Raw genomic sequence first — 22313 nt, 5'->3', positions numbered from 1 at the left:
CCGAAAAGCTAAATATTCGGAATTAAACTTGCCTGTAGCATGTATCACTTATGTTAAAAGAATTAATCGTTGCAATAAAAAACCCATAATAATTAGTAATTATTATGGGTTTCAGGATTTAATTTGTTAAAGGCAGAAACAACGCCCGTTATTTATTAATGAGCTCGCTGATGATGGGCCCGATAGTTTCAAAAGCGGAGGGAGAAATAATATCTACATGCGCGCACGGCTGGTGATAAATAGCCAAAGACGCTATCCACGGCGACCAGCTCTGTTCAGGCGATACGCCTTCCGGCACCGTTTTATCCGCCACAAAGAGCGTAGCATGTCCATCAAACGGTACGCTATGCGCCGTCGTCAGCAAACGGACGGCATCCGCATAATTGCCTTCAATGGCGGTAAATAAGGCGTCGGAGGCATTTCCCTGCTGAGCGGCGACAAACGCTGCGCGTTCACGTTCAATTTCCGCCAATACGTCCGGATTGAGGCCATTCGCCTCTTTTTCCCGCCAGTTTTGCGTTTCCGGCGGCCAGGTGTCCAGTAACCCCAAAAACGCCACGGTTTCGCCGCGCGCGCGCAACCGGGCGGCGATCCCTTGCGCCAGCGTCCCGCCCAGCGAATAGCCTAATAAATAATAAGGGCCATGCGGCTGCCGGGCGAGCAAAGTCGCCAGATGATGTTCACATACCTCATCAAGGGTGGTTGCGGTTTGCATAGGGCCAGCGGGGCGCGGCGACTGAATCCCCATAATCGACCACGACGGGCTAAGATAGCGTGATAATACGCTAAATTGCCAGGCGAACCCCGACGCCGGATGGAAACAAAATAACGTTGGACCATCGCTTTCACGCAGCGGCAACAGCGGCCCGAACCCCAGATTGCGCGAGCGTTCGTCATCATCAGTATCGAGCAGCTTACTCAACTGCGCCACGTCAGACGCCACCATCACCTGACCCGGCGTCACCTGGCGATTAAACGTCTGGCTTAGCTGCGCGGCCAGTTTCATCGCCAGCAGCGAGTGTCCGCCCAGCGCAAAGAAATCACTTTCAACGTCGTTAATCTCACAGCCCAGCAGGCGGGAAAACGCCCCTGCGACAGCAATCTCCGTTGCGGACTGCGGCGCACGCCCTTTCACGCGCGGCGTCAGGTCCGGCAACGGCAGGGCTTTGCGATCCAGCTTGCCATTAGCGCTAAGCGGCAAGCTGGCAAGTTGCAACAGCACAACCGGCACCATATGCGCGGGAAGTTTTTGGCGTAATTTTTCCTGCAGCGCCGGTAAATCCAGCGGCAAACCGGAGTGCGACACCAGATAGCCGACCAGTTGCCGGGCATCCCCGCCCGTCGCCGCCGCCTGATTAAAGACGCAGGCATGTGCTACCGCCTGTTCAACATCCGGCAGCGTTTGCATGACGCGGTCAATCTCGCCCAGTTCAATACGTTGACCCCGAATTTTGAGCTGATCGTCGCTGCGTCCCAGGTATTCTACCGCGCCGGAATCCAGCCAGCGCGCCACATCTCCGGTACGGTACATCCGTTCGCCTGGCGCAAAAGGATCGGCGATAAAACGGCTGGCGGTAAGATCCGGACGCCCCAGATAGCCCTGCGCCAGTTGGATACCGGTAAGATAGAGATCGCCAGCCACGCCCGGCGGCACCGGCTGCATATGCGCATCGAGAATACGCAAACCGGTATTCCAGACGGGATAACCAATCGGGATACTGTTGCCGTCAACAGCCGCCAGCTCATCGCCACAGGCCGGATACCAGCTCACATCCACCGCGGCCTCCGTTGGCCCGTACAGATTGTGTAGCGGCGCGTTGGTTAACGTCTCCCATTCGCGGCACAGCGCCGTCGGCAGGGCCTCGCCGCTACAGAAAACCCGCTTTAAGGAAGCGCAGCTTTTACCAGCCGACGCTGGCGTGAGCGAGGCAATAAAGGCCGCCAGCATCGACGGCACAAAATGGGTGGTCGTGACGCCGTATTGCGCAAAGAACCGCTGCATCGCGAGCGGATCGCGGTGCGCTTCCGGTTCAGCCATCACCAGTTTCGCCCCGGCGATAAACGGCCAGAAAAACTCCCATACTGAGACGTCAAAACTGCACGGCGTTTTTTGCGCTACTACATCATCCGCCGTCAACGGATAGTGATCCTGCATCCACAGCAGCCGGTTGACTATCGCCGTTTGTCCCACCATCACCCCTTTCGGCCTGCCCGTCGAGCCAGAGGTGAAAATGATGTAAGCGGTATGATGCGGTAACGACAGCCCCAGCGGAGTGGCGTCACTGACCGGTAGCGGTTGGCTATAACACAAATATTCCATCCCCGGAATATCGTGAAAGCGCGCCAGCTGCGCCTGAGTCGTAATTAACAGTTTCGGCTGCGCATCTTCCAGCATCATTCGCAGCCGATCGTCAGGATAACCGGTATCCAGCGGCAGCCAGGCGGCGCCCGCCTCGACAATGCCATGCAGCGCTAAGGTCAGGAAAACCGACCGCGGCAACGCCACCGCCACGCTATCGCCAGGCTGAACGCCGCGTTCCCGCAGCGCGTATGCCAGCGCCACAACCTGTTCACGCATTTCACGGTAGGTAAAGTGATAATGCGCATCTGCCAACGCGGAAGCCTCTGGCGTTTTTTGTGCCTGCTGCGCCACCAAATCGCTAAGCGTGGCGGCGGGAATCGTTACCGCCGTATTATTAAGGTGTGTTAATTGCGTTTGTTCTTCCGCCAGCAGCATTTGCGCATCGCCGCAGCGCAGCGCCGGGTTATCCGCAAACTGCGTGATAAGCGCCATCAATCGTAAGGCATGGCGGAAGAGCGTGGCATCATCGTAACGCTGTGCATTCGCCAGCAATTCAATATCCAGACCGCCGTTTTCATCCGGAAAAAGCGCCAGTTCAAGATCGTTAACCGGCCCCGTCGCCAGGGTATGGGTTTGCGCCTGTATGCCAGGAAGATCCAGATGATAATCAAACACTTTTATATTGAGCACAGGGCCAAATAGCGGCGTCTCCCCTGCGGCTCGCCCGCTATCGCGTACAATCTGTTCGGCGTCGTAACGCTGGTGGCGGCGCATCTTCTTTAACTGCGCCGCAAGACGCTTCGCCAGCGTTGGCAGATCTTCCGTCGCATGAAGGTTCACCGCCAGCGGCAACACGTTAAGGACAGGCCCGGTCGCCGTTAACGCCGCCGAGCCCATCCGCCGCATAAAGATAAATCCGGCGGCATAATCCATACGCCCGCATAATCGTCCCAGCCACAACGTCACCAGCGCCAGGGCAAGATCCGCTCGCGGTATCTCAGGCATGTGCGCCGCCAGTTGGCGAAACGCCCCCTCCGGCGCGCTCAATTTCATACGCAGAATATCCGCGCTCGCCGACCGCCCCGGCAGCGGCGCGGCAGAAATTGACGCCGGCGGCGGCAGCTCGCGGCGCTGCTGCGCCCAGAAGGCGCCGTCACGCTGCCAGGCCTCGCTCTGGCGATAGCGCTGATATTCCTCGACCACATCCGCAAAGGGGGTAAAAGGCAACTCCGGCGTAGGGGCGTCGCTCTGCCAGGCGCGATAAATCGCCGCAATCTGGCGGGTTATCGCCGGGAAGCTAAAGCCATCCACCAGCAAATGGTGATAGCGCTGATACCAATACCAGCGGGTATCATCAATGCGGATTAACTGGTGAAACGCCAGCGGCTTACCGCTATCTGCGCGCAGGTTTTGCCGTAAATCCGCCTGCATTAACGCCAGCGCCGCGTGATGCGGATCGGGCTGGTCGCGTAAATCGGCAATCGGGGGCTCGCCGAAGGTGTGCTCAGGATCTATCCATTGCCAGACCTCGCCGTTCTCTTCGGTAAAACGCATCCGTAGCGTATCCGCCTGTTGCATCCCTACCGCTACCGCTTTTGCCAGCAAGGCGGCATCCAGCTCGCCGTTCAGTTCCACATAGTGCGCCACGCTCCAGGCGGAGGGTAAATCAGAGAGTTTTTCCGCCATCCAGATCCCCGGCTGGGCGGCGACTAACGGTAAACGCTGCGTCATTTCGCCTCCTGCTTATCGGCATAATGCGCCGGATTCAGTGTTGTCCAGCGCGTATTAAGCCACTGCTGGCACGCGTCCTGCGATTGCGGTTCGCATACCACGTCCCAGCCTGCGGGAAGCCCACATGCCGCTGGCCAAAGGCTGAATTGACGCTGCGCATTTTGCAGGATGTAAAACTGTCCCTGCGGATTATCGAAGGGATTACTGAATTCCATACTCAACTCCTGTCATGGACATGTGCCCGGTTAAAGCGTGTCGATAAGCGGCTGCCAAAGCAGCATCAGCCCTTGCGTTAGCCCGCCGCGCCAGCAAAGCGCATCGTGTCCGCCGTCAACCTGACGCCAGAAAATGGACTGCTGCGAGGTGTTCAGTTGGGCATAAAGCGCCTGATTTGCCTGAAACACGATCGGCTCACGCACGCCGGCTTCCAGTACGATACGCAGTCCGCGCGCGCATAATGCGCCGGTTTTCAGCCGGGTAATGACTTCCCCCTCCGGCGGGGTGATGCGATGAGGCCACCAGAACGATCCTGACTGGCTTAGTACACAGCCAAAACGCGTCGGCCAGTTCAGGCCGGCATACAGCGCCGACAGGCCGCCAAAACTCTGTCCGGCGACCACCGTTCGCCCGGCATCATCGCTAAAAGGCGTCACGGCTCTGACTTGCGGCAACAGTTCCTGCTGCACCGCCAGCCAGAAATCGGCATTGCAGGGCAACTCCTGGCTGCGGTGTTGAGTATCAATCGCGTCAATCAGCAGATAGACGGCACCGGGAAGCAAGCGTTGATGAGTCAGCGAGGCGAGCGCGGGCCAGACGGGCATATTTTCCGCCCAGAATTGACCGTCCAGCAGAATAGCCAACGGTCTTTCCTCCGGCACCTCGTCTCCGGTCGTCAATATCCATACGCGGCGGGAGTTACCCAGACGTTCGCTATGCCACTGCATCATCAAAGGCGGCGAGTACGGCGTTTCAGGACGATCCCACCCCGGCTGGAGGGGCGCATCCGGCATTTCCAGCGCTGAAACCGCATGACCACGTCCTCCCCGCCAGCTTTGCGAATTAAGCGGGTCGGCAATCGCCTGCGGTAATAGCTGTCGCCAGCCTTCACGCAGTGCGTTCCGATCGGGCGTTTCGCCCGGCGCAAAAGCGGCAAAAACGTCATCTCGCTCGGTAGGAATAAAACAGTAGCTGCCGCGCCAGTTAGCGCTAAGCGCCGTGCTCCAGCGCCAGACATCCGTTCCGGCAATACGCGCCATCGTCTGAGGCTGCGCGTTTTGATGATGATCGGTTACGCCAGTGATATAAACCCAGACACGCCGTATCGGGGAGTGTGTTTCGTTTCCCTGCGGGTCGCGCCACCAAAAAGTGACCCGATAATTTCCGTCTTTTTCCCGTATCCATTCCGGCCCGGTTTTCGTCCTCCACCAGGCCTCACTTCCCGTTGCCAGCGCCTCTTTCATTATAACCCTGTGTTTATTATGAATTTTGTATATAAAAGGTGAAATATATTGATAATATTATTGATAACTATTTGCATTTGCAATAGCGTATTGTCGCGCTATGGGACGCGCGAACACAATTTCACCACCCGGCCAATGCCTTTGACGGGCGCTTTGGCTTATGTGGCTAAAGAAAAGCAGGATATACAATGAACAAGAAGATTCATTCCCTGACCTTACTGGTCAATTTAGGGATTTACGGGGCCGCTCTGCCCGTGATGGCGGAAGAAAAAACCGATAGCACTGCGCTCACCAATGAAGACACCATCGTGGTGACCGCTGCCCAGCAAAACCTACAGGCGCCAGGCGTATCCACCATCACCGCCGATGAGATCCGCAAAAATCCGCCCGCGCGCGACGTGTCAGAAATCATCCGCACCATGCCGGGCGTAAACCTGACCGGCAACTCCACCAGCGGTCAGCGCGGGAATAACCGCCAAATCGATATTCGCGGCATGGGGCCGGAAAACACCCTTATCCTGATTGATGGTAAACCCGTCACCAGCCGTAACTCGGTGCGCCTGGGCTGGCGCGGCGAACGCGATACCCGCGGCGATACCGCGTGGGTGCCACCGGAGATGATCGAACGCATTGAAGTGCTGCGTGGCCCTGCCGCCGCACGCTACGGCAACGGCGCGGCGGGTGGCGTGGTCAATATCATTACCAAAAAAGGCGGTAGCGAGTGGCACGGCTCCTGGAATACCTATTTCAACGCGCCGGAACATAAAGACGAAGGCGCGACCAAACGCACTAACTTTAGCCTGAACGGCCCGCTGGGCGGGGATTTCAGCTTCCGTCTGTATGGCAACCTCGACAAAACGCAGGCGGATGCGCGTAATATTAACCAGGGGCATCAGTCTGAACGTACCGGGAGTTACGCCGACACGCTACCGGCAGGACGCGAGGGGGTCATTAACAAAGATATCAACGGTGTGGTTCGTTGGGATTTTGCTCCGCTTCAGTCTCTGGAGCTGGAGGCCGGTTACAGTCGCCAGGGCAACCTCTATGCCGGTGATACTCAGAACACCAATACGAACCAACTGGTGAAAGATAATTACGGAAAAGAGACGAACCGCCTCTATCGGCAGAACTACTCTCTGACCTGGAACGGCGGCTGGGATAATGGCGTAACCACCAGTAACTGGGTGCAATACGAACATACCCGTAACTCCCGGATGCCGGAAGGCTTGGCAGGCGGCACCGAAGGGATTTTCGATCCCAAAGCATCGCAAAAATATGCCGATGCCGATTTGAATGACGTCACCCTACACAGCGAAGTGAGCCTTCCTTTCGATCTGCTGGTCAATCAAAACCTGACGCTGGGTACCGAATGGGCCCAACAGCGTATGAAAGACGAGCTCTCCAACTCGCAAACCTTTATGGGGGGAAATATCCCGGGTTACAGCAGTACCAATCGTAGCCCCTATTCAAAAGCGGAAATTTTCTCTCTGTTTGCTGAAAACAACATGGAACTGACCGACAGCACCATGCTGACGCCGGGGCTACGTTTCGATCATCACAGTATTGTGGGGGATAACTGGAGCCCGTCGCTGAACCTGTCGCAAGGTCTGGGGGATGACTTTACCCTGAAAATGGGGATCGCCCGCGCTTATAAAGCCCCGAGTCTGTACCAGACTAACCCAAACTATATTTTGTACAGTAAAGGTCAGGGTTGCTACGCGACTGGCGCGGGTACCGGCATCGGCTGCTATATGATGGGTAACGATGATCTGAAAGCCGAAACCAGCATCAATAAAGAGATCGGTCTGGAATTTAAACGCGATGGCTGGCTGGCCGGCATCACCTGGTTCCGCAATGATTACCGCAATAAGATTGAAGCGGGTACGGTGCCGTTGCAGCGTATCAACAACGGCAAAACGGATGTCTATCAGTGGGAGAACGTACCGAAAGCGGTCGTTGAAGGTCTGGAAGGCACGTTAAACGTACCGGTTAGCGACACCGTCAACTGGACGAATAACGTTACGTATATGCTGCAGAGCAAAAACAAAGAGACCGGCGAACGCCTGTCGATTATTCCACAGTACACGCTTAACTCAACCCTGAGCTGGCAGGTACGTCAGGACGTTTCTCTGCAATCGACCTTCACCTGGTACGGCAAACAAGAACCGAAGAAATATGATTATCAGGGTAACCCCGTTACCGGAACAGATAAGCAAGCGGTCAGCCCATACAGTATTGTTGGCCTGAGCGCGACCTGGGACGTGACCAAAAATGTCAGCCTGACCGGTGGCGTGGATAACCTCTTTGACAAACGTCTGTGGCGTGAAGGTAACGCGCAAACCGTCAGGGATACTCAAACTGGCGCTTATATGGCGGGCGCTGGCGCGTACACCTATAACGAACCGGGACGTACGTGGTATATGAGCATTAATACCCATTTCTGATGGCAACCTTCCCTCCCTCATTCGGGGAGGGAATTAGCAAAAAACGATGCGGACATCTCATTTTCCTCTTCCCTTTGCCGGACGCAGGCTGCATATTGTCGACTTTGATGCGAGCAGCTTTCACGAACACGACCTGCTATGGCTACCTCATCACGATCGGCTCCGGTCTGCCGGACGCAAGCGTAAAGCTGAACATCTGGCAGGCCGCATCGCCGCCGTTCATGCGCTACGCGAGGTGGGAGTCAGGGCGGTGCCCGGTATTGGCGACAAGCGACAGCCGCTATGGCCGGACGGCCTATTTGGCAGCATCAGCCACTGTGCGTCAACGGCGCTGGCCGTCATATCCCGACAGCGTGTCGGCATTGATATAGAAAAAATCATGAGTCAGCACACGGCGACAGAGCTGGCGCCGTCCATTATCGATAGCGATGAGCGCCAAATTCTCCAGGCGAGCTCGCTCCCTTTTCCACTTGCCCTGACGCTGGCTTTCTCCGCCAAAGAGAGCGTTTATAAAGCCTTTTCAGACCGCGTCACGCTCCCGGGATTCAATAGCGCAAAAGTTACCTCGCTTACCGCCACGCACATCTCGTTACATCTGCTGCCAGCCTTTGCCGTCACGATGGCTGAACGTACCGTCCGTACAGAATGGTTTCAACGTGGCAATAGCGTTATTACTCTTGTTTCTGCAATAACGCGCTTTCCCCACGACAGGAGCGCTCCCGCTTCTATACTTAGCGCAATACACCGATAAATGAGATCGCTATGGCGCTGAATGATTTTCACGTTTCTGAACCTTATACGCTTGGTATTGAGCTGGAGATGCAGGTGATCAATCCACCTGGCTACGATTTAAGTCAGGACTCTTCTACGCTGATTGACGCCGTTAAGCCCCAACTTACTGCGGGAGAAATTAAGCACGATATCACCGAAAGTATGCTGGAGATGGCCACGGGCGTCTGCCGCGATATTGACCAGGCGGCGGCCCAACTTTCTGCCATGCAGCACGTTATTTTACAGGCGGCGTCGGAACACCATCTCGGCATTTGCGGCGGCGGTACGCACCCTTTTCAAAAATGGCAGCGTCAGGAGGTCTGTGATAATGAGCGCTATCAACGCACGCTGGAAAATTTCGGCTACTTAATTCAACAGGCGACGGTTTTCGGCCAGCATGTCCACGTCGGCTGCGCGAACGGCGACGATGCGATTTATCTTTTACACGGGCTGTCGCATTTTGTGCCACACTTTATTGCGCTCTCCGCCGCGTCTCCCTATATGCAAGGATCTGACACCCGTTTTGCCTGTGCGCGTCTGAATATTTTTTCCGCTTTTCCCGATAACGGTCCCATGCCGTGGGTCAGTAACTGGCAAGAGTTTGCCGGACTATTTCGCCGTCTGTCTTACACCACGATGATCGACAGCATCAAAGATTTGCACTGGGATATCCGCCCCAGCCCGGCCTTTGGCACGGTAGAAGTTCGGGTGATGGATACGCCGCTCACCCTTGATCATGCCATCAATATGGCAGGGTTGATTCAGGCGACCGCGCACTGGCTGCTGACCGAGCGTCCCTTTAAACCGCAGGAACAAGACTATCTGTTATATAAATTCAACCGTTTTCAGGCTTGCCGCTATGGTCTGGAGGGCGTGCTAACCGATGCCTATACCGGCGACCGCCGTCGCCTGGCAGATGATACGCTGCGTCTGCTGGACAACGTTACCCCCTCAGCGCGCAAGCTGGGCGCCGACAGCGCCATTGACGCACTACGTCTGCAGGTGAAAAAAGGCGGTAACGAAGCGCAATATATGCGGGAGTTTATTGCCGACGGCGGATCGCTGATAGGTCTGGTACAAAAACATTGTGAAATCTGGGCGGGACAATAGACAGCATATTTGCCTTACCAGGCGATATCCCGGACAATGGCGTTTTAACTTACGTTTAACAAAGCCATGAAACACCCGCTTGAATCATTGATGACCGCTGCCGGTATTTTGCTGATGGCGTTGCTCTCCAGCCTGCTGCTGCCCGCCCCTTCGCTCGGCCTTGCGCTGGCGCAAAAACTGGTCGGAATCTTTCATCTTATGGATCTCAACCAGCTTTATACTTTGTTGTTTTGTTTATGGTTTCTGTTGCTCGGCGCGCTGGAATATTATGTTATTCGCTTTATCTGGCGGCGCTGGTTTTCGCTGGCCGATTAAACATTTCAATGCGTACGGCCATGCTTTTCTTTACGATAAGCGCCTGGCGGCAGGTTGAACGTGCGGGTAAAAATGCGCGTAAAGGTTTGCTGCGAATCAAAACCATACTTGAGACAAATATCATACACCTTCTGGTCGGTGTCGCGCAGGTCGCGCGCCGCCAGTTTTAGCTTCCGTTCACGCACGTAGCGCCCCAGACTCTCCCCTTTGTACTGCATAAAAAGGCGCTGCAGGTGCCACTTGGAATACCCCGCATGACGGGCAATATCATCAATACGTAACGGCTGATTCAAATTATCATCAATCCACTCGACAATCGTGTCGATAACCTGAGCGGAAATGGTCATCGTGCTCTCCCCTCTATCAAACTCGTCAGCGGCTCCCGCACCGCACATTTACGGCAACAGCAATAAGCATAGTAATAACCACACAAATTGTGAGACGGCTTATCGCATGGCCTGCAATATGCTTTTCTACCACTTCATGCGGAAGCCCTTGATTATGAGTGAGTAAGCACTCATTATAGAAAGCAAAGATACGCCGTCAAGGTACTTTTCAAAGGTTGACATTCACCGTTGCGACGCGACAACGGGCATGATTCAATCATGTTTTTCCAGACATAAGGGTAACGTGTAGTGGCTCGTCCGAAGAGTGAAGACAAAAAACAAGCATTACTGGAAGCGGCAACCCAGGCGATAGCGCAATCCGGTATCGCCGCCTCAACGGCGGTGATTGCGCGTAACGCAGGTGTTGCAGAAGGAACATTGTTTCGCTATTTCGCGACCAAAGATGAGCTGATTAACACGTTGTATTTGCATTTAAAGCAGGATCTCTGCCAGTCAATGATAATGGAACTGGATCGATCCATTACCGATGCCAAAATGATGACCCGTTTTATCTGGAACAGTTACATCAGTTGGGGTCTGAACCATCCCGCGCGCCATCGGGCGATCCGCCAACTGGCCGTCAGCGAAAAGCTCACCAAAGAGACGGAACAACGGGCCGACGATATGTTCCCCGAATTGCGCGATTTATGTCATCGTTCCGTTTTGATGGTGTTTATGTCGGATGAGTACCGCGCCTTCGGCGACGGCCTTTTTCTGGCGCTGGCTGAAACAACAATGGATTTCGCCGCACGCGATCCCGCTCGCGCTGGCGAATATATTGCGCTGGGATTCGAAGCCATGTGGCGTGCGCTGACTCGCGAGGAGCAATAATGGACGGTCAAACACTGCACGCCTGTGCAAAACGCTTTGCGCTGGAACTGCCTTTTACCGAACACTGCTGGCCTTTCGGCCCACAGTACGATGTGTTTAAAGTCGGCGGCAAAATATTCATGCTGTTCACTGAACATCACTGTCGCCCAGTGGTGAACCTGAAGTCGGATCCCCAAAAGTCCCTGGTAAATCAACAAATTTACCCCAGCATTGCGCCTGGCTATCACATGAATAAGAAACACTGGATTTCAGTCTATGCGGGCGAGGATATCACCGTCTCGCTACTCAACGATTTGATAAATGACTCATGGAATCTGGTCGTAGACGGGCTGCCTAAAAGAGAGCAACTGCGCCTGCGGCCGCGCTGATGCAATAACCGTTTCCGCATTTTCCTCCCTTATCTTTTTACCGATAACCCGGTACCCTGCTGATACAAAAGGGTACTAAACCAACCAGGAGCATTTATGGATATCGTTTCTGTCGCCTTAAAGCGCTACTCCACTAAGGCGTTCGATCCCAGCAAAAAACTGACCGCCGAAGAAGCGGATAAAATAAAAACACTACTACAGTACAGCCCCTCCAGCACCAATTCCCAGCCGTGGCACTTTATTGTCGCCAGTACGGAAGAGGGCAAAGCGCGTGTCGCAAAATCCGCCGCCGCCAATTATGTGTTTAACGAACGTAAAATGTTAGACGCCTCCCATGTGGTGGTCTTCTGCGCCAAAACCGCAATGGATGACGCATGGCTTGAGCGCGTCGTCGATCAGGAAGAAGCCGATGGCCGTTTCGCTACGCCGGAAGCTAAAGCGGCAAATGATAAAGGTCGCCGCTTTTTCGCCGATATGCACCGCGTCTCGCTGAAAGATGACCACCAGTGGATGGCGAAACAGGTCTATCTGAACGTCGGCAACTTTCTGCTGGGCGTCGCCGCGATGGGTCTCGACGCCGTCCCCATTGAAGGTTTCGACGCCGAGGTGCTCGACGCTGAATTTGGTCTGAAAGAAAAAGGCTATACCAGTCTGGTCGTGGTGCCGGTCGGCCATCATAGCGTCGAGGATTTCAACGCCGGGCTGCCGAAATCACGTCTGCCGCTTGAAACCACACTGACGGAAGTCTAATCCCCTGCCTAAGCCGGACGCCCGTCCGGCTTTTTTCACCTTTCTGCCAGGTTCCTCAATGATCAATGGCGCGAAGTGCCAGGTTTTACATCGCTAGTGTTAACTTCCTCTCTCAACCCATTGAAAATAAATAACATTTAAAACTGGCACGCCGTTTGCCATATCTGGATACCCCCTATCTGGATGAAGGAGAAAACGGGTGAGACATGTTTATGTAGCCAGCCATGGCCCTTTTGCCCGCGGACTTATTAACAGTCTATCGCTGCTGATTGGCGACGAACACGGCGTGACACCGGTTTGCGCCTACGATGGCGATATTGTCACCACGGAGCAGCTTGAACAAACCCTCGAAAATCTGATCGCGCAGGCCAACGGCGAAGAAGTGGTGGTGTTTACCGATCTGCTCGGCGGCAGCATCAACAATAGCGCCGCGAAAGTGCTGATGCGTCACCGTCACGTTTTTGTGGTGGCTGGCGTCAACATGACCCTGCTGCTGGAGTTTTTACTCTGTGAAGAAGAAAGCACAGACGCGGCCATTACCTACGCCACCAATGCGGCGCGTGAATCCATTGTCTTTATCAACACGCTAATAACACAACCATCCGCTGACCTACAGGGAGAATCCCATGATCAAATTAGTGCGCATTGATTACCGCCTGCTGCACGGCCAGGTGGTCTTCGCCTGGACCCGGGCGCTGGATATCGACCATATCATCGTCGCTAACGCCAACGCCGCCGGCGACGCGTTTGTCTCTATGTCATTAAGTCTGGCAAAACCCGCTGGCGTGTCGCTGGACATTATCACGGTGGAACAGGCGGCGGAAAAACTCGCCAGCGGCAAGCTGGATCACAAAAAAGTGATGGTGGTGCTGGGAAATACTGCCGAAACCCTCGCCTTCGTCGAGAAAGTGCCAGGGATTAGCGTTATCAACTACGGCGGTATCGCGCAAAAAGAGGGCGCACAGCAGTTCGGCAAGGCCATATACCTGACCGAGCAGGAGATTGCCGATAGCCAGGCGCTAAAAGCCAAAGGCATCCGTCTGGAAATGCGCCAGGTTCCGGCCCATTCCGCCGAATTGCTTAACGATAAACTCTGAACCCGGAGGTCACTATGTTGCTCACCGCAACGCTGCTCGGCCTGATTGCCGCACTGGGCATTCTTGACGGGCGTTTACTCGGCGTGTCGATGATTGACCGTCCGCTGGTGATGTGCGCCCTCACCGGTCTGGTCTGCGGCAATTTACACGAAGGCATTCTGATCGGCGCGACGCTGGAACTGATCTTTTTAGGTAATGTCGCTATCGGCGCCGCGGTACCGCCTGATGTCGTCACCGGTTCGGTACTGGCGACCGCGTTTTCTATTATGTCCGGGCGCGGGCCCGAAGCGGCGCTGACCATCGCGATTCCTATCTCTATGCTGGCGCAGACCCTCGGCGTCCTGGTGCGCGTGGTTAACGCCCGCTTTGGCCACATGGCCGATCGTTATGCGGCGCAGGGTAATACCCGGATGGTTGCCGTTATGCACCTGGGAGGCCCAACGCTGCTCTATTTTCTAAGCGGTTTTCTGCCGGTCTTTTTCGCCATTTTGCTCGGTTCTGCCGCCGTCACCTGGTTCCTCGACGCCATTCCCGCCTTTATTACCAATGGCCTGGTTGTCGCCAGTAAGATTTTGCCGGCGCTGGGTTTCGCGTTGCTGATCAGCATGATGCTTAGCAGCAAATTAATACCTTACCTTGGGCTGGGCTTTCTGATCGCCGCATATACCAAACTGGACATCATCGCCATCGCGCTGTTTGCCGTGGTGCTGGCTTTCATTATCAGCCAGTTTCTTAACACATCCCAACAGGAGGGCTAATCATGAGTGAAGTGACGCAGACCCTGATCGACGACGCACAGGCTCACTCGCAAAGCGAAAGCCGCATCACCGCCCGCGATTTACGCAGCGTTTTCTGGCGCTCCTTTACGTTGCAAGGATCGTGGAACTATGAACGCCAGCAGCATATGGGCTATGCCTTCGCTATGTCGCCAGCGCTAAAGCGTATCTACCAGGACCCCGCCGAACTGGGGCGCGCCTTACAGCGCCATCTGGTGCTGTTTAATACCACGCCGCATCTGTCAACGTTTGTCTTTGGCCTGTCGATTGCGATGGAGGAGGAAAATCAACGCAACCCGGACTTTAACGAAGAGTCGATCAATGCCGTTAAAACCAGCCTGATGGGGCCACTGGCCGGGATCGGCGATTCCATCTTTTGGGGATCGCTGAAAGTTATCGCCGCCGGGATGGGGATCTACTTTGCCCAGCAGGGCAGCATTCTGGGGCCGATTCTCGCTCTACTGGTCTATAACATTCCGCACATCCTCTGCCGCTGGTACGCCCTCAAACTGGGCTACCGGGCGGGGACCACCTGGCTGATGCGCCTCTGGCAAAGCGGGCTGATGGACAGGGTGACTTATATCGCGTCAATCGTCGGGTTGATGGTCGTCGGCGCCATGACCGCCAGCATGATCGACATTACAACCCCGCTGAGCTTTACCGCCGGGCAGACTACCATGAAAGTGCAGGATTTTATTGACAAAATCCTCCCTTCCCTGCTGCCGCTGCTCTTCACGCTTGGCATGTACAAACTTATCCGTAAGGGCGTGAACATTAACTGGATCCTGTTAGGCACCGTCGCGTTTGGGCTTCTTGCCAGCGCGCTGGGCCTGCTTTGACGAGAGGTAACACTATGCAAGTAGAAGACTATATGAACGAGACGCCCCTTCGCCTGCTGGAGATGCTGACGCAGACGCGGGAAGATCTCTGGCGCGCGGCGCAGGCGCTAACGGAACGCGGCGTCACCCGCATTATTCTGACAGGCTCCGGCACGTCATACCACGGCGCGCTGACCGCTCGCGCGTTTATGCAGCGCTGGTGCGCATTGCCGGTGGATGTCTGCTGGCCGTTTATGCTTGATGATGAGACGCTTGCCCGCAGCGGCAAGGCGCTGGTTGTGGGCATCTCCCAGGGCGGCGGCAGCCTCTCAACGCTGGCGGCGATGGAGCGCGCCCGCAATGTTGGTCATATCACCGCCTCAATGGCTGGCGTGGCGCCTGCGACTATCGACCGGGCGGCGGATTATATCCTTACCGTTCCCTGCGGCGAAGAAACCGCTGGCGCGAAAACAAAAGGCTATCACTGCACGGTTCTCAATTTGATGCTGCTGGCGCTCGCCGTCGCCGGGCAGCAACAGCGGCTGGACGGCGAACAGCGCCGGTCACTGCTGCTACGGATGGAAAAGACCTTTAACCACCTGCCCGCGCTGATTACCGCCTCGCAGGCGTGGGCGCAAACCAATGCGCTGGCGCTGCGCGATAGCGCAGATATTCGTCTGACCGGCCCGGCAACGCTGTTCGGTACGGTGCAGGAGGGTGCGCTCAAGATGCTGGAGACGTTGCGCTGCCCGGTGTCGGGCTACGAATTCGAGGAGTTTATTCACGGTATTTACAATGCCTTTAATGCGCAATCCGCACTCATTATGCTCGACCCGCAGCCTGACGCGCGTCAGGATCGGCTGGCGCAAATACTCGGTGAGTGGACGCCGTCTATTTACCGCATCGGCCCGCAGGTAGAAAATAATGGTCTGAATCTGAATTTCCCGTTTGTCAATGATGAGGACTTTGCCGTCTTTGAATATATCATTCCGCTACAAATGCTATGCGCGATATTACCCCCGCAAAAAGGCATTAATCCGGCGATACCCAAAGATCCGCAATTCCATCAAAAAATGAAAAGTAAGCAAGAAATTTAATTTTTATTAATGCTCGTTATTATCCGCGCTGTTGCGGAGGACGCGCTACACGCTAAGGAGATAAATATGTCTATTGCTCATGAAAATGCCCGCCGTATTATTAGCGATATTTTAGGTAAACAAAACATTGAACGCGTCTGGTTTGTCGGCTGCGGCGGTTCATTAACCGGCTTCTGGCCAGGGAAATACTTTCTGGACTGTGAAGCGTCAAAACTGGCTGTCGGTTATATCACCAGTAATGAATTTGTCCACGCCACACCAAAAGCATTAGGAAAAAATAGCGTCGTTATTCTTGCCTCGCAGCAGGGCAATACGGCGGAAACCGTCGCAGCCGCCCGCGTGGCGCGTGAAAAAGGAGCGGCGACCATCGGTCTGGTTTACCAACCTGACACGCCGTTGTGCGAATACAGCGACTACATCATTGAATATCAGTGGGCGCGTTATCCGGAAACGGTCGACCCTGCACAACAAAAAGCCGCATACAGCCTGTGGCTGGCGCTGGAAATTCTCGCCCAAACAGAGGGCTATGCGCAATACGATGAGTTAGTCAGCGCGTTTGGGCGCTTTAGCGACGTTGTTCACGGCGCCCAACGGCAGGTACAAGAAGATGCTCAGCGTTTCGCCGCCGAATGGAAGGATGAGAAGGTGGTCTATATGATGGGCAGCGGCCCCTCTTTCGGCGCCGCGCATCAGGAGTCTGTCTGTATTCTGCTGGAAATGCAGTGGATCAACTCCGCCAGCATACATAGCGGAGAGTATTTCCACGGACCGTTCGAAATCACCGAGCCGGGCACGCCGTTTATATTGCTGCAAAGCAGTGGTCGCACTCGCCCGCTGGACGATCGTGCGATTCGCTTTATTGAACGCTATCAGGGAAAACTGCAGTTGATCGATGCGGATAAACTCGGCATTCAGGATCTGCCCACCGACGTTGGCGAATACTTCTGCGGTCTGTTGCACAACTGTGTGCTGGACGTTTATAACCTCGCTCTGGCGACAGCCCGTAACCACCCACTGACCACCCGCCGGTATATGTGGAAAGTTGAATATTAATAGTTATGCCGGATGGCGGCTTCGCTTTATCCAGCCTACAAAGCGATCTGTAGGCCTGATAAGCGTAGCGCCATCAGGCCTTTCTTCTGCGGGGCGCTAGCGCCCCTTTTTTCCTGAACTACCGCGGCTACCAGCGAAAATCCTCTATCCGTAATTCGAAAATATCGTGGATATAGCCAATTTCCGCTACCGGCAGCGCCACGTTATAAAGAATTTTCAATCGCTGAAACGAATGATTTACCATCGCGATAAATTCACCATGCCGCTCGTTAAATTCCGTCATGTTTTTATAGTGGGTAATTTCATTGCGCATGACCAGTCGCTCAATCATACAGCTCAAATGAACATATAAACTAATAATCAAATTATTATTAAAGCCGAAGCCCAGCGTATTTTGCCATTCGGCAATAATCGTTTCGATATGCCCTATCGTCTTATTGGCATTGAGAATGGTCAGCGAATTAACCACATTATGCAACGAAAATTCGCGAACCATATTTTTATTAATTAACGCAATCTGTTTATCGTTAAGATAACCGCTTAATAACTGACTTAAATGCGCATACCCCTGCTCGCCAAGCAGCTCTTCAATCCCCACCCAGGGAACGCCCGCCAGCTGCGGGTCAATGGTGCCGACAACCGCAATCACTTCATACTGATTCAGCAACGAGGCCGCCATCCGGCTGTTTTTCAGGCGGGTATATTCACAGGCGATGATATTAATATCAAAGTCGGTCAACTGACTTTTTTCCATCAAATTTTTAAATTTAAACGCCGTCCCGATGCCGGTAATACAGGTCACCAGCAGCGCGCGCGCTTTTTTCTGCGCGGGCCAGAAGACATCCCAGCGCGACTGATTTAACGGGACGATCTCTTCGGCGATCTGTTCGATGTTTTTTTGTAGCGCGATCTCGCTGGCCACGTTCAGCGCCAGACGCGTCGTAACGTTATCGACCACCACCAGCGGGCCATGAATTACGCTCAAAAGCGCATCGGCGATCTCTTTGGTGTATCCCATATCGATCAGCACCATGACGCCTGCGCGGGTATCCGTATGCTGGAGATAATCGACAATGGCCCGGCTGACATCGCTAAACGCGACCTCCATCGGCATATCCATCGCATGATAAATCTTTTCGCCAATCAGACGGTTCGCCACGCCTGCAATGCTGCTGGCGGTCGAATAACCATGCGCGATGATCAGCGCTTTTACCTTACCGCCGCTGGTGGCGTCAATGGCATTACTGACGATGGCCGCCACGACCAGTCTGTCGAGCGTGTCGATTAACAAATCATATTTATTATTTACCACGTCCAGCAGTTTTTGCGCCACACGCTGCGCCAGCCCCGGCGCCTCCTCCAGCCAGCGCAGCATCACATGGCGAACCGATGGCGACGCCTCCACCGGCGTTAACGGCAGGCTGGTAAGGTAACGTCCGGTGAGATAAGCGAATTCCGCATTCAGTTCGAGATCGTAATGTGCAGCGATCGCTTTCCCGACATCTTCGATAAAACGCAGCCGCTTGTCCTGACGAGCGCGAGGGCTCTCTTTATTCATTAAGGCATCGAGATATAACGTAAGGTTTTGATAGACCAGCTTGTCAAACGTCCGTGCGGAAATATTCTCCTGCGCCAGCTCTTCGCACAGGCCGCAAATGTTTTCCGTCAACCGTAAATATTCCTGATGCTGACCGGAAACTCGCGGAAAAACGCCACCTTCGCGATAAATCATGACGCGTTCCGCCGTCTGCGGAACGGTAAAGGGCACCTCCATCAGCAGACGATCCGGCAGTTGCCCGGCTTTTACTTCCAGTACCCCATCGTCACGCTGGCCGAAAGTCCAGGCGCTGGCGCAAATATTACGAATGAGATTTTCCAGGCCGCCGACATTCCCTTCCAGGGTCTCCTGCATCAGTTGGCTGATAATTTCACTATCCAGCGACAAATCGTGATGAAGACGCTGCGCCTCGCGACGGAAAAAATGGTGAATAAACGCCAGCCGCTCATACTGTCCGCGTTCGGCGATGGGCAGAATTTTGACAATGACCGGTATCCGGCGAATAAATGTCGCCAGAAAGTGCTTTTCCAGATCTTCGGTAGAGGCGAATATCAGACGTACCGTGGCGCTGCGTTCATCGCTGCTTTCGCCTAAGCGACGCCAGGTGCCGTTATCCATAAAATGGAACAGTTTTTCCTGCCCTTCCGGCGGTAAACGGTGCACTTCATCGATAAACAATACGCCGCCATTACTGGTCTCAATTAACCCGGATACCGCTCTGTCTGCGCCGGTAAACGCACCTTTGGCATGACCAAATAATTTTGACGTCAGCAATTCCGGGTTATTAGCGTATTCGGCGCAGTTAAACACGGTAAAGGGCGCCTCCGGGGGCAAAATGCCCTGCTCGATGGCGTACTGCCAAAGCTGACGCGCCAAAAAACTTTTTCCTGTCCCCGTCGGGCCGCGCAGCAGCAAAGGCAAGCCCGCGCCGGGATAACTGATCGCCGCCTTACACTGACGCAGGGACTCCTGCAAGCTGCCCTGCGCGCCAATGAGCAGCTCCAGACTGTCCTGCCGCTCCGCGCACAGCGCCTGAATGGACGCGTAATCCCCCTGTCGAACCGCCAGCCGGTGGTGACGACGTAGCGCCTCGACGGGCAGGAACAGCACCGGGCGGCTATTCACTTTGACCACCCGCTGCTCACGATGCAAGTTATTAAGATGGTGACTAATAATGCTGCGTTTTTGCCTGAGACTGTCGGCAATCGCCATTGCGCTAAACCCGCTTAACGCGTCGGCTGTTAGTGAACATCCGGCCAGCCGTAGCTCCAACTGACGAAATATGGACTCTTTATTCATACCTGCGCGCCGCCAAAAACGTAAACTCCGCTTATACGATAATTTACAAACGACGTCACAGGCTTCACCCACATTTTTGAAAATACTTACTTTTTATAAAACTTACCGTTGCGCTTTCGGCTCATCGTGTCACGAACAAACGGAGTTGGCCCTCCCTGGCGTGTCATCAAAATCGGGCGCTAAACCCAACGTTATAACGGGTTTGATTGCCATCACTTAACCCTGCCGTTTGCGACAGCCCGGCGAAAGCGGACACCGTTGCCGACAGCGGAAAATCTGCGCCAATCGCGATATCAACCCAGTTTTTATCCTGCGTTTTTCCGTCGCGGCTAAACGTCAGCGCGGTCGATTTAAGGCCGCCGTTCGCCACATACGTATCATCGCCAAACTGACGGCGATAATTAATCTGCGCCCAGGAGTGAATGATGCTGTGGCGAAGATCCAGACGCCAGCCAGCGCTACCCACCTGCGAATGGGCGTTTTGGTCGCCAAAACGCATTGATGTACTGGTATTGAGCTTCTCGCTATAGCCATTAACGTGGCTGTAATCCCATGCATATTGCAGCATCGGTCCGGTCGTTAACCACGGCATCATGACAAAATCATAACCACTGGTTAACCTCGCGCCCCACAGCCGACCGTTGGTTTCGCCCTCTTCCACCCGTCTTAGCGCACCGAGCGTGATACTGCGCTGAATGTTACTGAATTTAGCGGACAGATAGTGTAAATCGCTATCCAGCCACGCCTGACCGGCGCGCAAATGGCTGAATACGGCGGCCTGAAAACCGCGGGCATCATAACGATAATTATCGTCAGGATGTTGCTTATCCAGAGAACCGGCTATCAGCCCTCCCAGCAGTACCTGCTCGTTAAGCTGATAATCGACGCCAACCGTCAGATTATTATGATTACCGTTCCCGTCGGCCTCATTATTATCATAACGTTGATATCCCCCGCTGTATCCGCCGAACATGCCCAGTGAACCAACAGGATTTTCCCCCTGGCGAAGCTGCTGATAACGGCTGTCAAGCGTGGTACGACTGCCTTGCGCCATCGACTGAACGCTTTGGTTCAGGTATGTCGCCTGTACCGGCGCGGCAATGATCGACTGGATATATTGCGCAATAATGGTATGGACCTGCGGACCGGGATGTAAATGATCGGCAAACAGATAGTCCTGTGATGCATTAAATCCAGGCATTGCCGAGGAGCACGCCGAAGCGGATACGCCCGGCGGGCAGGCCATACCTACGGTATTTGTCAGACCAAACGCCTGCGGGTTGGCAAGAATTTCCTTAAAGAGGCCGTTGATATCGGCACGGGCTATATTGCCGCCGTGTTGCTCCAGCCCCTTCTCTTCCATCTGATTATAATAATCGGTCAGAGCTGACGCCTGCTCTGCCGCCGTTTCATAGCCCGCCAGCAGTTGATCAACGAGCAGTTGCTGAATAAATGGATTGCTGCTTACCGTTGCAGCCGCCGCCAGCAACGCCTTGCGGATCGCCTGTTGCCGACTGGCGAAATCGGGCGTAGATCCCCCCGCCAGCGCGTCTAACGCCGCTTTTAGCGCCGGAGGCGCCGCTGCGCCCAGCCCGGCGGTGATTACCGCCTCCAGAAGCATTGGCGTCGCACTAATATCCGGTACGTTTGGCACCACGACCAGCCCGGCGCCGGCATCCAGTAACAGCCCTACCTGCGCCGCCGCGCTAGTGGCGCTATTACCGGCTATTTGCTGTGCCATGGTTGGTTGCGCGATGGCCGCCGCCAGATCGTTTCCGCCGACCCAGTGAATATACAAACCGTTGTGGTCGGCTTTTCCCCCCGTTTTGGCAAGCCACTGCCGTACCTGATCCGCGGTATTATCCTGCGGGTTTAATTCCGGGGTCGCCGTCGCGCCGCCGGCGGCATAATTAGAACCGCCATTGTTGGAAGGGCTTAATGCCAGCCCAAATCGTTCGGCCAACTGTTCGTCGTAGAGCTTATTTTGACCACTATCCCAGGTCCAGCGACCGTTATTCCCGGTATCGCTAAGGCTATCGCCAAATACCGTAAGAGAGTCAAACGCACAGGCAGATAATGGCGCGGCCAGCGCCAGCGAGAGTATGCCGTATTTTAGCAGGGTACGCTTTTGGGTCATCCGATGTTCC

Annotated in this window: 19 protein-coding genes; 13 read left to right on the top strand and 6 right to left on the bottom strand. The window is 54.7% G+C overall.

What is annotated here, in order from left to right; genetic code table 11:
• Positions 1-148 precede the first annotated feature (148 nt).
• Genes entF through fes form a run of 3 tightly spaced genes read right to left on the bottom strand, consistent with a single transcriptional unit; the run spans position 149 to position 5493 of the window.
• Positions 149-4033: an enterobactin synthase subunit F gene (entF, locus tag ACLD3P_RS04095; protein WP_411006333.1), complete on the bottom strand. Its 3885-nt coding sequence runs from the start codon at positions 4031-4033 to the stop codon at positions 149-151.
• Positions 4030-4248, bottom strand: coding sequence for an MbtH family protein (locus tag ACLD3P_RS04090; protein WP_023137885.1), 219 nt, complete (start codon positions 4246-4248; stop codon positions 4030-4032). Before ACLD3P_RS04090 ends, entF begins: the two co-directional genes overlap by 4 nt.
• Positions 4249-4278: 30 nt before the next feature.
• Positions 4279-5493 (bottom strand): enterochelin esterase, encoded by a 1215-nt coding sequence (gene fes, locus ACLD3P_RS04085; protein ID WP_411006332.1) that lies wholly within the window; start codon positions 5491-5493, stop codon positions 4279-4281.
• 188 nt (positions 5494-5681) lie between these two features.
• Here fes and ACLD3P_RS04080 point away from each other — a divergent pair, with 188 nt between their 5' ends.
• The 4 genes from ACLD3P_RS04080 to ACLD3P_RS04065 all read left to right on the top strand — a co-directional run bounded on the left by ACLD3P_RS04080 (position 5682) and on the right by ACLD3P_RS04065 (position 10133).
• Positions 5682-7937 carry a TonB-dependent siderophore receptor gene (locus ACLD3P_RS04080; RefSeq protein ID WP_023206874.1) on the top strand — a complete coding sequence of 752 codons (2256 nt, stop codon included), beginning with the start codon at positions 5682-5684 and terminating at the stop codon, positions 7935-7937.
• Between the two features lie 46 nt (positions 7938-7983).
• Entirely contained in the window at positions 7984-8688 is a 705-nt protein-coding gene (entD, locus tag ACLD3P_RS04075; protein WP_131046227.1) for an enterobactin synthase subunit EntD, read from the top strand.
• An 11-nt stretch (positions 8689-8699) separates the two neighbouring features.
• The gene (locus ACLD3P_RS04070) at positions 8700-9818 is read left to right on the top strand and encodes a YbdK family carboxylate-amine ligase (protein WP_001196908.1); all 1119 of its coding nucleotides are present in this window, start codon (positions 8700-8702) and stop codon (positions 9816-9818) included.
• A 66-nt stretch (positions 9819-9884) separates the two neighbouring features.
• Positions 9885-10133 (top strand): DUF1158 family protein, encoded by a 249-nt coding sequence (locus ACLD3P_RS04065; RefSeq protein WP_000682497.1) that lies wholly within the window; start codon positions 9885-9887, stop codon positions 10131-10133.
• A 5-nt stretch (positions 10134-10138) separates the two neighbouring features.
• Here ACLD3P_RS04065 and ACLD3P_RS04060 read toward each other — a convergent pair whose 3' ends face one another.
• Positions 10139-10480: a RamA family antibiotic efflux transcriptional regulator gene (locus ACLD3P_RS04060; RefSeq protein WP_000155633.1), complete on the bottom strand. Its 342-nt coding sequence runs from the start codon at positions 10478-10480 to the stop codon at positions 10139-10141.
• A 288-nt stretch (positions 10481-10768) separates the two neighbouring features.
• On the opposite strand from ACLD3P_RS04060, the gene ACLD3P_RS04055 reads away from it, so the two are divergent.
• The 9 genes from ACLD3P_RS04055 to ACLD3P_RS04015 all read left to right on the top strand — a co-directional run bounded on the left by ACLD3P_RS04055 (position 10769) and on the right by ACLD3P_RS04015 (position 17309).
• Positions 10769-11350: a TetR/AcrR family transcriptional regulator gene (locus ACLD3P_RS04055; protein ID WP_000113609.1), complete on the top strand. Its 582-nt coding sequence runs from the start codon at positions 10769-10771 to the stop codon at positions 11348-11350.
• Entirely contained in the window at positions 11350-11718 is a 369-nt protein-coding gene (locus ACLD3P_RS04050; protein WP_000348989.1) for an MmcQ/YjbR family DNA-binding protein, read from the top strand. Before ACLD3P_RS04055 ends, ACLD3P_RS04050 begins: the two co-directional genes overlap by 1 nt.
• Positions 11719-11814: 96 nt before the next feature.
• Positions 11815-12468: an oxygen-insensitive NAD(P)H nitroreductase gene (nfsB, locus tag ACLD3P_RS04045; protein ID WP_000355868.1), complete on the top strand. Its 654-nt coding sequence runs from the start codon at positions 11815-11817 to the stop codon at positions 12466-12468.
• A gap of 199 nt (positions 12469-12667) precedes the next feature.
• Positions 12668-13117 (top strand): PTS sugar transporter subunit IIA, encoded by a 450-nt coding sequence (locus ACLD3P_RS04040; protein ID WP_001216659.1) that lies wholly within the window; start codon positions 12668-12670, stop codon positions 13115-13117.
• Positions 13095-13565, top strand: coding sequence for a PTS sugar transporter subunit IIB (locus ACLD3P_RS04035; protein ID WP_000594177.1), 471 nt, complete (start codon positions 13095-13097; stop codon positions 13563-13565). Before ACLD3P_RS04040 ends, ACLD3P_RS04035 begins: the two co-directional genes overlap by 23 nt.
• 14 nt (positions 13566-13579) lie before the next feature.
• Positions 13580-14323 (top strand): PTS mannose/fructose/sorbose/N-acetylgalactosamine transporter subunit IIC, encoded by a 744-nt coding sequence (locus ACLD3P_RS04030; protein ID WP_000927522.1) that lies wholly within the window; start codon positions 13580-13582, stop codon positions 14321-14323.
• 2 nt (positions 14324-14325) lie between these two features.
• On the top strand, positions 14326-15180 hold the full coding sequence (locus ACLD3P_RS04025) for a PTS system mannose/fructose/sorbose family transporter subunit IID (RefSeq protein WP_000005802.1): 855 nt from the start codon (positions 14326-14328) through the stop codon (positions 15178-15180).
• A gap of 32 nt (positions 15181-15212) precedes the next feature.
• On the top strand, positions 15213-16256 hold the full coding sequence (locus tag ACLD3P_RS04020) for a glutamine--fructose-6-phosphate aminotransferase (RefSeq protein ID WP_023139453.1): 1044 nt from the start codon (positions 15213-15215) through the stop codon (positions 16254-16256).
• A gap of 66 nt (positions 16257-16322) precedes the next feature.
• The gene (locus ACLD3P_RS04015; protein ID WP_131046228.1) at positions 16323-17309 is read left to right on the top strand and encodes an SIS domain-containing protein; all 987 of its coding nucleotides are present in this window, start codon (positions 16323-16325) and stop codon (positions 17307-17309) included.
• A gap of 127 nt (positions 17310-17436) precedes the next feature.
• On the opposite strand, the gene ACLD3P_RS04010 is transcribed toward ACLD3P_RS04015, so the two are convergent.
• Together ACLD3P_RS04010 and ACLD3P_RS04005 are read right to left on the bottom strand one after the other, a co-directional pair.
• Positions 17437-20166: a sigma 54-interacting transcriptional regulator gene (locus ACLD3P_RS04010; protein ID WP_411006331.1), complete on the bottom strand. Its 2730-nt coding sequence runs from the start codon at positions 20164-20166 to the stop codon at positions 17437-17439.
• A gap of 166 nt (positions 20167-20332) precedes the next feature.
• A complete protein-coding gene (locus ACLD3P_RS04005) occupies positions 20333-22303 on the bottom strand; it encodes an autotransporter domain-containing esterase (RefSeq protein ID WP_024798000.1) in 1971 nt (656 codons plus the stop codon).
• Positions 22304-22313 lie beyond the last annotated feature (10 nt).

Source organism: Salmonella sp. 741265073_HBA (genome assembly GCF_046569105.1).
Classification (GTDB): Bacteria; Pseudomonadota; Gammaproteobacteria; order Enterobacterales; family Enterobacteriaceae; genus Salmonella; species Salmonella enterica.
This window is presented reverse-complemented; position numbering and strand designations above follow the sequence as displayed.